Raw genomic sequence first — 13,793 nt, forward strand, 5'->3', positions numbered from 1 at the left:
TGTATATGAGAAAACGAAGACTATTGCTGCTGGGGTTCCTCTTTGCTTTTGCCGATGTCGATGCTCAGCCAGTGGTGAGCATGCAGGAACGCTTTCGTATGCACATCAGAAAAGCGACCGGACTGATTAAGCTGGACGGTATTTTTGACGAAGATTCATGGCAGCAGGCCACAGCAACCCAGCGTTTCTTTGAAAAATGGCCCAATGATGTGGATTCAGCAAAACAACTCACCGAAATCCGTATGACTTATGACCAGCGCAACCTGTACTTTTCCATCGTTGCGTGGCAGAACAAATCCATCATAGTGCAAACCCTGAAACGGGATAATGGAATTTATGACAGCGATGCGGTGAGTATTTCTCTTGATCCTTTCAATCAGAAAACAAATGGATTTCTTTTTTCCATCAATCCCTATAATGTTCAGACAGAAGATCTGATCTCTATCAACACTGGTGAAGGGAACCTTAATTTCAGCTGGGATAACAAGTGGTATTCAGCTACAAAACGATATGAAGACAGATGGACCGCAGAAATCGCTATCCCTTTCAGTACTTTGAGATTTTCAGCTGACAAAGCAATCTGGGGAATCAATTTTCTTCGTTCAGATCTGCAGAACAACCAATACAGCAGCTGGACGGATATGCCAGTGAACTTTCCATTTTTTGATTTTGGATATACCGGCGCATTGATTTGGGATGAGCCTCCTCCTTCCCCTGGCAGGAATATTTCGCTGATACCTTATATATCCGGTTCAGCAGCTTTTGCAGACAATGAATTAACCAATAGCAAACTTGGCTTAGGTGTCGATGCAAAAATCGCTATCACCCCTTCAATGAACCTTGACCTGACTGTTAATCCGGATTTTTCCCAGGTGGAAGTGGACCGGCAGGTGACAAATCTTACACGATTCAATATTTTCTTCCCGGAACGACGGACTTTTTTTCTTGAGAATGATGATCTTTTTTCAGGTTACGGAATAGATCCGATAAAACCGTTTTACTCCAGGAGGATCGGTTTGGATAATGAAGGAAACACCATACCCATTGCAGGCGGTGTTCGGTTAAGCGGAAACGTTACAAAAAAATTCAGGCTCGGTGTTATGAATATGCAGAGTCTGAAAAAAGGAAATTTCCAGGCGCAGAACTATACAGCAGTTAGTTTCAATCAACAGGTACAGAAAAGATCCGTCGTAAAAGGATATTTTCTGAATCGTCAGCAGATCAGTCACGACGAATATATCAAGAGTAATCCGCTGGATGAATTCGGAAGGAACTTCGGTCTTGAGTATAATTTTATCGACATCACCGGAAAATGGAATGCATGGACAGGTTATCACCGATCATTCAAACCTGATATAAAAACGCATGAGCATTTTATAGATCTTGGTTTCGGATACCTTGGAAAAAAATTCAATTCTGTTTTTGATTACACTGACCTGACGAATAATTACTACACCGATATGGGCTATATTGAGCGCATTGAAAATTATGATGCACTCAAGGATACCATTTATCGTGTCGGCTTCCGGCATTTATTTAATGAAACCACCTACCGGATTTTTCCGTCTTCAGGCTTTGTAAATAATCACCGGTTTGGAATGGAAAACTATATTGTGTGGAACAGGGATAACACATTGAATGAACGCACCACAGAAATGTCCTACCTCGTAGAGTTCAAAAACACGATGGGCTTGCGTTTTGTATTCAACAACACGCAGACCAATCTCCTGTTTCCTACAAATGTTACTGACAATGCTCCGTTGATGCCGGGAAAATATTTGTACAACAGGGTTGGTCTCGAGTTTCAGAGTGACTACCGTAAAAAAATCTATTTTGGTGTGGAAGGTGTAGCAGGTGGATTTTATAGTGGTGAAATGTACCAGCTGGCAGTATCAGGAACTTTCCGTGCGCAGCCCTGGGGAAATTTCAGTCTTGACCTGGTGTACTCATCTTTGCATTTTGCTGAACCAACCGGCGATGACAAACTTCTGTTGATTGCTCCAAGGATTGAAATCAATTTCACCAACAATCTTTTCTGGACAACTTTTATTCAATACAACAGCCAGCGGAACAATATCAATTTCAATAGTCGCCTGCAATGGCGCTATAAACCGATGAGTGATATTTTTCTTGTATATACCGATAACTACTTTACTGATCCGTTGTTTAAGAACAAGAACAGAGCAGTTGTTTTTAAGATGAATTATTGGCTGAATCTTTAAGGCAGAAGTAAGGAGTTGGGAGGCAGGAGAATCAGTTAGTAGTTAATAGTAACAAGCATCCTTTGCAAAACTCATCCCGAGCCGGTATTTTTTGCCACCCGGAAAAATTTCATTGGGATTTGAAGCTTTTTCAAATAGACAATTTTTTTAATTCCGAGTTTTATTGACCAGGGTATTATATAGAAACAAGGCAGCGTTGTTCCTATTTAAAATTAATTCCTGCAAATCGAAACGGTTTATCTCCTCGACAGGCACCTATCAACTGTCAGCTAAAACTTCTGCCTTCGTTCTCCTGCCTACTGAGTGTAAAATATCTTCCACTGAATGCTTGTTACGAAAAACTTTCTGTTAAATCTCCTGCCTCCTGTCTCCTGCCTCCTCACTTCTTATCATTATCTTCAACCCCAAAAATTACCCATATGAGTAAAACGGACAGGCGACAGTTCCTGAGGAATATCACCATAGGTGGCAGTGCTGTTGCTGCAGGATTGCACAGCCAGGATGCGTACGCTCTAAACTATCCTTCTTTGCCGGATGCTGTAAACATGTCCGGCTTTGCCGTACCAAAAATGGACAAGGTCAGGATCGGGTTTATCGGTCTGGGTATGCGCGGTAGCGACGCCGTTCAACGTGTAAGTTTTATTGAAGGCATCGAAATTAAAGCCATCTGTGATAAGCTTAAAGATCGTGTTGAAAAATCAAACCAGGCACTTGTAAAATCCGGGCTTCCTGCAGCAAAAGGCTATGATGGAAATGACGGATGGAAAGCCATGCTCGAAAACGAAGACCTCGATCTTGTGTACATATGCACACCCTGGTCCTTACATACACCGATGGCAGTTGCGGCGATGAAAGCAGGAAAAAATGCAGCGACAGAGGTACCTGCAGCAAGAACGCTCGACGAATGCTGGCAGCTGGTGGAAACATCAGAAAAAACAAAAAAGCATTGCATGATGCTTGAAAACTGCTGCTATGATTTTTTTGAATTGCTGACTTTGAACATGGCTCGCAACGGAATGTTTGGCGAACTTGTTCATGCAGAAGGCGCATACATCCACGACCTGCGTTCGCTTAATTTTGCAAAAGATGGTTACGTTGATATGTGGCGATTAAAAGAAAATGCCACGAGGAACGGAGATCTTTATCCAACACATGGACTTGGTCCGATTGCGCAATGCCTGAATATCAATCGTGGTGACAGAATGGATCATCTGGTGTCAATGTCCACAAATGATTTTCAGATGGGTGCCATGGCGAAAGAAAAAGCTGCAACAGATGATTTCTATAAACCTTTTGCAGATAAAAAATTCCGTGGTAATATGAATACCACTTTGATCAGAACAGAGAAAGGAAAAACAATCATGGTACAACATGATGTTACTTCTCCGAGGCCGTATAGTCGGATTCATCTTATCAGTGGAACAAAGGGTATGGCGCAGAAATGGCCGTCACCAGCTAAAATCGCTTTTGGTCACGAATGGGTGAAAGCAGAAGAGTTTAAAGCGCTCGAAGAAAAGTATACTCCTCCGATTGTAAAACATATCGGTGATATCGCTAAAAATGTCGGGGGACATGGAGGTATGGATTTCATCATGGACTGGAGACTGATTGATTGTCTCCGCAATGGCCTGCCACTCGACCAGGATGTATATGATGCGGCGCTGTGGAGTTCTATTGCTCCGTTAAGTGAAGCTTCCATTGCAAAAAGATCACGCACAGTTGATGTACCAGATTTCACACGTGGGAAATGGAAGACAAATACTCCACATGATCTTACGCTCAACGGTGGTGGTACAACGACGGTGCGTGCCGTGAACAAATAATGTTCATTCACATAAACGAGCCATCAACATAAAACACAGATCTGGTATTACTGATGACGCCAGCCGACGTGAATCAACATTCAGCACTTAAAATACTTTTGTAAAGAAAACCATCATCACATAAAACACAAGGATCATCGCCAGGCAAATTCCGAAATTGGTTGCATAGATTTTTTTCATACCAAGTGGATTTAAAACAAGGGCGGTTAGGATATCTTAACCGCCTTTAAAGTTGTTCCAAAAAAATTATGCCAGCAAAGTAAAACTACTGTACGCCTTCTCTTTTTTTACCGCAAGTCTGTCAGCAATTACACGCGCTGAAAGCTAATAGCTTCATCCTGACCATATTTGCTATTGACATTCCTTCCGGCAAAATCTATGGCCACCCCACTTTATAACTGCTTTCATAAAAAAACTGTGGAATTATTGATTTAATGCACATTTTTTTGTGCTAAAAAATCAAAAATCCGCTTATGCGAGGAGAAAAAAACGTCTGGAAAACGTTATTTCACGTTGGTCAGATTTCCTGTTACAGATAATTTTAAACCCTTAGTGTAAATCTGGTGGTTTTCCGGATGGTGTCCACCATAGACGGAATTGGAAGCGAGGGGTGATATCAAACGGATAATTCTGAAAGGAAAATTCTGTAAAATATTTCTCCCGGTCTTTCAAAAAAAAGTTCCCGCTTTCGGCGGGAACTTTTTAATCTAGTCATTCAGAGATTGTTGAAATTCGCATAGCGGCTTTGTGGTTTCATTTTCTTTCCGCTTTGCTTCCAGGTTTCGCAAGGTTAGCATTAAATCCAACATGTTTGTTTCTTTCCGGGTTCAGGTTTGGGTCCGCCTTTTTAAGGGTACGGGAAAAACGGACCGTTTAATTTTTGTTCGGGACGAAGGGTGTTTTTTATCTTTCTAAAGGGCTTAGGGTTGACTCATCAATCTTGACAATACAAATATGCATCGCAGTTTTTGCGTTTGAAAATCAATTCGATGATTGAATGTAATTAGACGATTTTTGGAAGAAAATGATCGATTAAACAGAAGACAGCAGACAGCAGAAGTGGTTAGTAGTAATCTGTAAGTAGTAATTAAGAGTTTATTGGTGATATTTTTAGGGCAGCTTAGAAAATCAAAAAACTTTTCCGAGTATAGAATCCAGTTTTTTCTGAACCAGCAGATTTTTTTGAAGACCATTGTGTTTGCCTCCCTCAACAACCAAAAACTCATCGCCTGGCTTGAGATATTTTTTTAGCTTCTGAGCACTGGACAATGAAATTGTACGATCATCTGTTCCATGAAAAATAAAAACGGGAGTTTTACATTCATAGAGATAGGAGTAAGTAGGAAATTCAAAATGCATCATCATCGCTACAGGATAAATTGGGAAACGGCTGAATGCAACGGAATGCATACTATAATATGGTGTTTCAAGGATGAGGTATGCTGCTGTTTTTTTTGCAGCGATATAAGACGCAAGACCAGTGCCGAGAGATTTACCGTATAGCACTATTGAATCGGCATTAATTTCACTGTTCGCCATTTTATACATCTGCTCAGAAAATTCATACATAAGCTTTTCTGAAATCTTTCCCGTTGATTTTCCATAACCCGGATAATCCAGCATCCATACATCGTAACCCCGATTCTGAAATTCTTCAGTCAAAGGTGCATAGTATTCAACATTCTTCATATTGCCATGAAAATAGAGTACGGCACCTTTTTTCTTTTCGCGAGGCACTTCAAATTTGATGATACTAAGATTTGTATGTGGATCATATGGGATATTAACTTCCTTGAAGGGCCTGTCGATCTTGAACGTATCAGTAAATGCAATCGGAGTCGGATGAAAAATCATTTTTTCCTGCAGGTAGTATAAAGCAGTTCCCAGAAGGCAATAAATAATTACAACCCATTGAATAATTCTTTTGATTCTTTTCCGATTCATTTATTCCATTTATTTACTACTATCCTGAACGGCATTCATCTTCAAATTTTCCCATTTACCCTTCTGCCCTTTTACTACTGATTTCTACCCAGCTAAAGTCAAAACACAGAAAATACAGCCGGGGTAACAGCATAGTATCTGCAGGGATTCTAAACGATCTTACACCGATCTGCTGTCTTCTCAGTCCTGCCTTCTCAGGCCGGCCTGCTGCCTAGTATTGCAAAATATCGCGTATAAAATTATGATATTCAGGGAAGGACGGAAGGTTATTATGTCCGCCACCATGGATACGTATCAGCGTAATTTTTCCAGGATTGAGCTGCTGCAAACGAATACTATTTTTTAACGGAATCAATCGGTCTTTTGTACCATGTATAATGTATATCGGACAGGTGACTGATTGGATCCATTTGTCTGTGCGAAGATGATATCTCAGCACAAATCTCACCGGCAGAATCGGTAAAAACCGTTCAACGACTTTTGAGAAACTGTAGTAAGGCGCATCAAGTATTAAATATCGCGGATGATTATCTGAAGCCAGTTTTGCTGCAAATCCACTTCCGATACTTCTGCCATAAAGTATCAGGTGTTTCTCCGGATACTTCGATTTAAGATCATTGTAGATAAACTGCATGTCATTCAGCATGCCTTCCTCCGATCGCTTTCCTGTACTTTTTCCAAAACCACGATAATCCACAAGAACCACATCATAATTGTATCGATAGAAATCTCCGGAATACTTGGCCCAGCCTTTTATACTGCGGGTGTTTCCATGAAAATATAAAACGAGTCCGGCAGGATTTTCCCTGTGGAAATGTAATCCGTTTATTTTCACACCTGGTTCAATATCAAAAAACAATTCGCTGAAAGGAGCATCGTATTTAAACTGGAAATCCTGGGCAAGTTTTTCGGGCTTAAAGATCAGTTTCTCCTGGATAAAATAAGCAACCGCGAGAACGAGCAGGTAGCCGCCAAGTATATACCACCAGCTGACCAGGAGAAAAATCATATTCAGGAAATTAAAAAAAAATCGCGATAAGCTGATCTCTGTATCAGATTAACACTAAACATTTAAAAAGAAATTTTCAGCTATCTTCCGCACATGGCTGATCAGTCACAGGAGAGGAAAATATTTACGTTGCTGGACGTAAGCAAAAGTATTCAGCAAACGCTGGCGGGCAGGTATGGTTCTGCATTCTGGGTGAAAGCAGAAATGAATAAACTCAATTACTATCCTCATTCAGGCCATTGCTACCCGGAACTGGTGGAGAAATCAGGAGGAAAGATTACGGCGCAGATGAAAGCAAATTTGTGGAAGGATGATTATCTGAGAGCAGATCAGAAATTCCGCGCAACACTGAAAGAGCCTTTGAAAGACGGAATAAAAATTCTGTTCCTCGCGAAAATCAGTTTTAACCCGGTTCATGGATTAGCATTACAGATTCTTGAAATTGATCCCGCATTTACACTTGGAGATCTTGAAAAAGAAAAACAGGAATCTATTGACAGGTTGAAGCAGGAAGGTGTTTTTAGTTTGAACAAATTTATTCCTCTGGCACTGCTTCCGCAAAGGATTGCAATTATCTCCGTGGAAAGCAGCAAAGGATATGCGGATTTCATCGATGTGATTAGTAAAAATCCATGGAAATATCGATTCTTCCATATGTTGTTTCCGGCGGTACTTCAGGGCGACAAAGCTGCAGCGGAGATAACAGCTCAGCTTAACCGAATCCGGAAAGTTATTGCGCATTTTGATGTTGTAGCCATCATCCGGGGAGGCGGTGGAGATATCGGGCTGTCCTGCTACAACAATTATACGCTTGCCCAAACCATATGCACATTTCCGGCACCGGTGATTACGGGCATAGGTCATTCCACAAATGAGACTGTCGCCGAGTTGGTTTCATTTCAGAATGCCATCACCCCCACGAAACTGGCCGAATACCTGATTCAGCAGTTTCATGATTTTTCAGTTCCGGTACAGGAAGCGGAAGCGAGGATTATTGAATTTGCGGAGAGTATTATTGCTGAAAACAAATACGCGCTCCTGTCAACAGTAAAATTATTCAGATCGGTTACTGAAAATATCTTACTACGAAACAAAAACTTCGCTGATCAGATCGGAACTGCTGTGCAGAAACAAATCAGTTTTCGCTTTCATCATGAACGAGCCCGTCTGAATAATCTTAAATTTTCTTTGACAAGAAGTTCAGCAGAGGCCATCGGTGCAGGAAGAATGAATCTAAAAAATTCCGGTAGAATATTACAGAAAGATAGTGTCATGTCAATAAAAGCAAAGAAGCAGGAAGTTGAACAATTCGCCGATCAACTCCGGCAGCAGGTGAGTCAACAGATTAGTTATTCCCTGCTGAGGATTGATTCCATTGAGAAGAATGTTAGAAATTTGAGTCCGGAGAATGTCCTTCGCCGTGGATACAGCATTACTCGATCAAAGGGAAAACTGGTCCGGAATGCGGAAGATGTAAATCCGGGAGATCACTTGAGTACAACTCTTTACTCCGGTAATGTGACAAGTATTGCAGAATCAATAGAAAAATTAAAAAAAGATGAGTGAGAAGATCAGTTATACAGAAGCGTTTGAAGAATTACAGCAAATTGTAACCGAGATCGAGGAAGGAGAAATTTCTGTTGATGCACTTTCGGAAAAAGTAAAGCGTGCAGCATTCCTTATCAATATATGCAAAACAAAACTCAGTTCGACGGAAGAAGATGTAAACAGGATTCTGAAAGAACTGGAAAACGGAGAGGCGTAATACAGGAGTTCTGATATCACTGTTTATGTCCAGCCAATCAAAAAAACTACATCCTGCTCAGGAAACCAATTTTGTAAAATCACATTTTTATAAATTAGTGACGGTGTTTGCATTTGGCACCGGGTAATAAAATGATCAGTAACGGGAGCGATTCTTTACTTTATCCTTTCTGGAACAGGCTTTTTTCTTTTAACTGGAAATTCAGCCTCGGATTGGCACTACTTATTTGTATTCCGCGGTTTTTCCTCGTGTTGCAGGCCAATGAAATTGGCAACTACAACGCAATTGGAATTATCATGGTGCTATCTGCGCTTACGCCTTTCCTGTTTCTTACGCGTAATGGCCGAAGGGAAGCGGGTATCGTGAGTACAAAAAGATGGTCGGTATTATTATCCGCGTTTGCCGCTGGTCTCGGCTTTGCAGTCATTCTTCATTTTTCGGGAATGCTATTGTATGGAAATACAGAAAGCAACTGGTACAATTATATCGGCAGGTCTTATCGTTTACCGGAAAATACAAATGATACGGATAAGCTGGTGATGTTCGCCATATTTGCGATTACAGGAATGAGTTTTAGTCCTGTCGGCGAAGAATTTTTCTTTCGCGCGATTGTACATACAGGTTTTGCAAAATCGATGAATGAAAAGAAAGCGTCTGTTATCGACAGTCTCCTTTTTGCATTCACCCATCTTGCGCATTTTGGAATTGTCTTTATAAATGAGCGCTGGCACTTTCTTTTTGTACCTGCACTGATATGGGTTGGAGCGATGTATTTAGTCAGCAGAATTTTCTTCTATTTTAAAGAAAAAGCAACTTCCATCTGGGGAACAGTTATTTGTCATGCAGGATTTAACCTTGGAATGATCGGAGCGATTTTTTACTTGTAAATCTCCAGCAATTGAACAGATGAACTGGTTATTTCGCTTCATCGTTTTCGTAACTTCCTGACAGCAGTATTCCAATTTTCAATTTAATCTTTTAATGAATTATGATAGCCAAAATCATCAGCGGCATTTTAATACTCATCACCGCTTACCTGAATATTAAACATGGATGGGCTGGTTTGTCCGGTAAAATGAGTGCGGAGGAAATAAAAATGATGACAGATCTTGGAATCAGCAAACCAGTGCTCACCGGAGTTTCAATACTTGCGATTGTATCCGCAATACTCACACTGGTACCGAAAACATTTTTTGTCGGGAATATTCTCAATGCATTCGGGATACTCATTGTGATGTCTTTCGCGCTCAGAGCCGGCAATTACAAAACTGCATTCATGGAAATTCCTTTTTTACTGATTCCCTTAGTACTAATATACCTGGGACATCCATTGAAATCCGAAAAATATTTTGCGAAATAGTTTCTTTATGGCTGCTGCTGATCGGTAAAGGTGTAATCCGTTGCATCTTTACAATGGAATTACATTCTTGCTCTTGTTATCCTTTACAGAATCGGGAACTGCTGCAATAATTTCTTCCTGCAAAGCTTTTATCAGTTGCTTTTTCATAAAGTCGCGATGCGTAACCATACTCACTTCGCGCATCGGGGCAGGCGATTTAAAATGCCTGATCTGCTTCTGCTGTTTAGAACCCATATCCAGGGTAGTGAGTTCAGGTAAAATCGTGATCCCATCATTCAGATCAACCATCCTTCTTAAAGTTTCAATACTACCGGCTTCATATTCAAAATGGCTGCCACTTTCAGAAGCTTTTCTCAATTCACAAAGGTTTACGATCTGTGAGCGAAAGCAATGTCCTTCCTCCATCAGCCATAATTTTTCCGGATCGATGTCCTGTGCCAGCACATATGTTTTTTCATAAGCTGCATTTTTCCTCGATACGTAGGCCACAAGTTCTTCATAAAACAAAGGCTGTTCGCGAATTCCTTTTTCCTGTAAAGGCGTAACCAGCAAACCTACATCGATCCTCCCTTCGCGAAGACGCTGTACAATAAACTCCGTCATCATCTCATTTACGATGAGCTTTACCTCAGGAAACTTAGCGTTAAAACTTTTCAGAAACAACGGAAGTAAATATGGCGCGAGAGTTGGAATGATTCCGATCCTTAGCTCTCCTGCGAGAATACCTTTCCGGATCTGAACCAGTTCAGTTATCTTACTTTTTTCCGCGAGTACTTTTTTTGCCTGTTCAATTATTTCCCGTCCGCCCTCAGTAGGTATTACAGGCTGTTTGCTGCGATCAAAAATTTTGATGCCCAACTCCTCTTCGAGCTTCTGAATCTGCATACTCAGCGTAGGCTGAGTAACAAAACAGCGCGAAGCCGCAGTAGCAAAATGGCGGCAATTGTCTACAGCAACAACATACTCGAGTTGTGTCAGTGTCATGCTGCAAAGTTACGCCCTGATAGATTTTGCCTATCAGATTATTTAGTTAATTGATGATAATTATAATTTTAAATGGTTCAAATTTGTATTTACTTCTGAATTTCCACGACCTGATTCTGCACAGCAAAAGGCTGACACAAGAGATTTTATTGGTTGACTGTCGCAGTAGCGATGATTATCATTCATCGTGAAAGCAGAATGGTGTTCCTGTTTGACACATATCTCTGAACAACTATTCCTAAAAAGTTCCGTTACTGGTTACGGAACTTTTTTGTTTTTTAATCTATCCGGAATACAAGGCTTTTTATTTCGCCAGGTTTTGATATCTACCATACCGGGAAGGCGTCGATCCCGATTGTAGTAGAGGAAAATGTATTTTGAGGAAAGAAAATTAATTCTATATTCAGATTCTGCGTTTACTTTTCTTTAAGCGAAACATTTTTACCCGAGACAATCAGCCTGTAAGTTGCACCAATTTTCAAAGCAACATTTGCTGTTTCATGGCTCACCGGAAATCCAAAACAGACAGGGTAATCAAATTCATTTATTGCATCAAGAATTATTTCTTCAAGCGTTTTACCGAACGGAACAGTTGTGTCTTTCATGGAATCGAATCCGCCAACCACAAACCCTGCAAGTTTGTTCAAAGCGCTATTACGCTTTAACTGAATCAGCATCCTGTCGATATTGTACAGGTACTCCCCTGTGTCTTCAATAAAAAGAATTTTTCCGTCAGTCTGAATACCTGATGATGTGCCGCATGCATGTGCCAGCATTGTGAGATTTCCACCGATCAGCTGTCCTTCGCCTTTACCTTTTCTGTTTAGTTCGTGCACCGAACTGTTGTAGCTCGCCTTTTTTCCTGTCAGCGCTTTATGAAGAGAACCGATGTATTGATTTTTATAGCCTCCATCGCGGAAAGCACCCGCCATCGGAGCATGCATAGTTGCTATATGAAATTGGCGATGGATATGCGTATGCAACAAAGTCACATCACTGAAACCAATCAGCCATTTGGGATTTTTTCTGAATGCACGAAAATCTATCTTATCAATAATTCTGCTTATTCCATAGCCACCGCGACCAAAGAGGATTGCGTCAATTGCAGGATCATTCAGCATTTGCTGAAGCTCATCCAATCGCTGTTCATCAGTACCCGAAAAATAATTGTACTGCTGTCCAATTGTTTTTCCAATGACAACATGGTATCCCCATTCCTTTAAAGTACGAACACAATCTTCCGTTTTTTCAATCGGCATATAACCGGCAGGACAAGTGATGCCGATTACGGCGCCCTTATTCAGACATGGGGGAAATACTATTTTACTAACCGCCATGAAACTTAAATTTCTGTGAGTTCAACAGTATCTTCCCTGACGGTGAGTGTATGCTTCACTCCGCATTTCAGCGCCATATTGTACTTCTGATGTCCGACCGGGAAATTGAAACATACCGGGAACGAATAGGCGCTTACTTTACTGAGAATAATTTCTTCCACCGTGCGACCAAATTCTTCACCAGGATCATCAGGTTTAAGCCGGTTGAATCCTCCCACGACGATACCGGATAATTTGTCAAGTTTTTTAGAACGTTGGAGGTTCATCATCATCCGGTCAAGACTGTACAGGTACTCAGCAACTTCTTCAAGGAAAAGAATTTTTCCATCAGTTTTTATTTCAGAGTTGGTACCCATCAGGTTTTGGATAATGGAAAGATTTCCACCGATCAGTTGCCCCGTTCCAATGCCTTTTCGGTTCATCGGGGAAACGGGGATGGTATATTTCATCTTCGTTCCTGTCAGTGCCTGCTTGATTGATAAAATGGATTCCTGTATCTGTGGTTCTGCTGACGCCCAATTCTCCGGGAAGCTGTTGCACATTTTGGAATGGATCGAAGCAGTATTAAAATTCCTGTTGACGTGGATTAAAAGCGCGGTGATATCGCTGAAACCAATGATCCATTTTGGTTTTTCCCTGAAACGGGTGAAACTGAGCTTATCCATAATCCTCGTTACTCCGTAGCCTCCGCGTGCACATAAAATTGCTTTTACGTTCGGATCATCGATCATGATCTGGAGATCATTTGCCCGCTGGTCGTCCGTTCCTCCGAAACTAAAATCACGTTTACCTACGGTATAGCCAATTCGGACTTTAAATCCCCATTCTTCCAGTTTAAGTTTTGCCGGCTGTATTTCTTTATCCAGGATATATCCGGCTGGTGCGCTGATCCCAATCGTATCTCCAGGTTTGAGATAAGGAGGTATGATTGCCTGGGCATCAGATGATTCTGATGCTGCTGACGCTGAAGAAACGCTGCCGATTACAGCAGCTGACATGGATACGGAACGAATAAAATTTTTTCTATTCATGCACAGGTTGTTTCAGGACATTAGGAACAAAGTCTAAAAATAGTTCAGAGAAGACAGGTTTCCAAAACCACAACCTGGGAGGTCTAAGACCTCCCAGGTTTAAAAGACCTGCCAGGTTTGAAACACCTCCCAGGTTTATAAGACCTGCAAGGTCTAAAACACCTCCCAGGTTTGAAAGACCTGCAAGGTCTAAAACACCTCCCAGGTTTAAAAGACCTGCCAGGTCTAAAACACCTCCCAGGTTTGAAACACCTCCCAGGTTTGAAAGACCTGCCAGGTTTATTAGACCGCCCAGGTCGACTGTCACCAGTCGGCGAT

The 13,793-nt window shown here is 41.2% G+C and carries 12 protein-coding genes; 6 read left to right on the forward strand and 6 right to left on the reverse strand.

The window, feature by feature from the left end; translation table 11 throughout:
* Positions 1-5 precede the first annotated feature (5 nt).
* A complete protein-coding gene (locus tag P2W82_RS22010; RefSeq protein WP_336518109.1) occupies positions 6-2,222 on the forward strand; it encodes a carbohydrate binding family 9 domain-containing protein in 2,217 nt (738 codons plus the stop codon).
* Positions 2,223-2,641: 419 nt separating this feature from the next.
* Entirely contained in the window at positions 2,642-4,045 is a 1,404-nt protein-coding gene (locus tag P2W82_RS22015) for a Gfo/Idh/MocA family protein (RefSeq protein WP_336518110.1), read from the forward strand.
* 1,128 nt (positions 4,046-5,173) lie between these two features.
* Here the strand turns inward: P2W82_RS22015 and P2W82_RS22020 are convergent.
* On the reverse strand, positions 5,174-5,989 hold the full coding sequence (locus tag P2W82_RS22020; RefSeq protein WP_336518111.1) for an alpha/beta hydrolase: 816 nt from the start codon (positions 5,987-5,989) through the stop codon (positions 5,174-5,176).
* A 211-nt stretch (positions 5,990-6,200) separates the two neighbouring features.
* A complete protein-coding gene (locus tag P2W82_RS22025; protein WP_336518112.1) occupies positions 6,201-6,998 on the reverse strand; it encodes an alpha/beta hydrolase in 798 nt (265 codons plus the stop codon).
* A gap of 93 nt (positions 6,999-7,091) precedes the next feature.
* Here P2W82_RS22025 and xseA point away from each other — a divergent pair, with 93 nt between their 5' ends.
* The 4 genes from xseA to P2W82_RS22045 all read left to right on the forward strand — a co-directional run bounded on the left by xseA (position 7,092) and on the right by P2W82_RS22045 (position 10,123).
* A complete protein-coding gene (xseA, locus tag P2W82_RS22030) occupies positions 7,092-8,564 on the forward strand; it encodes an exodeoxyribonuclease VII large subunit (RefSeq protein ID WP_336518113.1) in 1,473 nt (490 codons plus the stop codon).
* Positions 8,557-8,763 carry an exodeoxyribonuclease VII small subunit gene (gene xseB / locus P2W82_RS22035; RefSeq protein WP_336518114.1) on the forward strand — a complete coding sequence of 69 codons (207 nt, stop codon included), beginning with the start codon at positions 8,557-8,559 and terminating at the stop codon, positions 8,761-8,763. The genes xseA and xseB overlap by 8 nt, the downstream gene beginning before the upstream one ends.
* Before the next feature lie 107 nt (positions 8,764-8,870).
* A complete protein-coding gene (locus tag P2W82_RS22040) occupies positions 8,871-9,650 on the forward strand; it encodes a CPBP family intramembrane glutamic endopeptidase (RefSeq protein ID WP_336518115.1) in 780 nt (259 codons plus the stop codon).
* Between the two features lie 101 nt (positions 9,651-9,751).
* Entirely contained in the window at positions 9,752-10,123 is a 372-nt protein-coding gene (locus tag P2W82_RS22045; RefSeq protein ID WP_336518116.1) for a hypothetical protein, read from the forward strand.
* Positions 10,124-10,171: 48 nt separating this feature from the next.
* On the opposite strand, the gene P2W82_RS22050 is transcribed toward P2W82_RS22045, so the two are convergent.
* From P2W82_RS22050 to P2W82_RS22065, 4 genes are all read right to left on the reverse strand, one after another.
* Positions 10,172-11,107: a hydrogen peroxide-inducible genes activator gene (locus tag P2W82_RS22050; RefSeq protein ID WP_336518117.1), complete on the reverse strand. Its 936-nt coding sequence runs from the start codon at positions 11,105-11,107 to the stop codon at positions 10,172-10,174.
* A gap of 416 nt (positions 11,108-11,523) precedes the next feature.
* Entirely contained in the window at positions 11,524-12,444 is a 921-nt protein-coding gene (locus tag P2W82_RS22055) for a S66 peptidase family protein (RefSeq protein ID WP_336518118.1), read from the reverse strand.
* 5 nt (positions 12,445-12,449) lie between these two features.
* On the reverse strand, positions 12,450-13,475 hold the full coding sequence (locus P2W82_RS22060; RefSeq protein ID WP_336518119.1) for a S66 peptidase family protein: 1,026 nt from the start codon (positions 13,473-13,475) through the stop codon (positions 12,450-12,452).
* A complete protein-coding gene (locus tag P2W82_RS22065) occupies positions 13,468-13,782 on the reverse strand; it encodes a hypothetical protein (protein WP_336518120.1) in 315 nt (104 codons plus the stop codon). Before P2W82_RS22065 ends, P2W82_RS22060 begins: the two co-directional genes overlap by 8 nt.
* Positions 13,783-13,793 lie beyond the last annotated feature (11 nt).

The sequence above is a fragment of the Pollutibacter soli genome (genome assembly GCA_029269725.1).
GTDB lineage: Bacteria > Bacteroidota > Bacteroidia > Chitinophagales > Chitinophagaceae > Pollutibacter > Pollutibacter soli.

Excerpts from the sequence above, each read along its gene's own strand:
- P2W82_RS22010 (WP_336518109.1), top strand. The coding sequence starts at position 6 with ATGAGAAAACGAAGACTATTGCTGCTGGGGTTCCTCTTTGCTTTTGCC.
- P2W82_RS22015 (WP_336518110.1), top strand. The coding sequence starts at position 2,642 with ATGAGTAAAACGGACAGGCGACAGTTCCTGAGGAATATCACCATAGGT.
- P2W82_RS22020 (WP_336518111.1), bottom strand. The coding sequence starts at position 5,989 with ATGAATCGGAAAAGAATCAAAAGAATTATTCAATGGGTTGTAATTATT.
- P2W82_RS22025 (WP_336518112.1), bottom strand. The coding sequence starts at position 6,998 with ATGATTTTTCTCCTGGTCAGCTGGTGGTATATACTTGGCGGCTACCTG.
- xseA (WP_336518113.1), top strand. The coding sequence starts at position 7,092 with ATGGCTGATCAGTCACAGGAGAGGAAAATATTTACGTTGCTGGACGTA.
- xseB (WP_336518114.1), top strand. The coding sequence starts at position 8,557 with ATGAGTGAGAAGATCAGTTATACAGAAGCGTTTGAAGAATTACAGCAA.
- P2W82_RS22045 (WP_336518116.1), top strand. The coding sequence starts at position 9,752 with ATGATAGCCAAAATCATCAGCGGCATTTTAATACTCATCACCGCTTAC.
- P2W82_RS22050 (WP_336518117.1), bottom strand. The coding sequence starts at position 11,107 with ATGACACTGACACAACTCGAGTATGTTGTTGCTGTAGACAATTGCCGC.
- P2W82_RS22055 (WP_336518118.1), bottom strand. The coding sequence starts at position 12,444 with ATGGCGGTTAGTAAAATAGTATTTCCCCCATGTCTGAATAAGGGCGCC.
- P2W82_RS22060 (WP_336518119.1), bottom strand. The coding sequence starts at position 13,475 with ATGAATAGAAAAAATTTTATTCGTTCCGTATCCATGTCAGCTGCTGTA.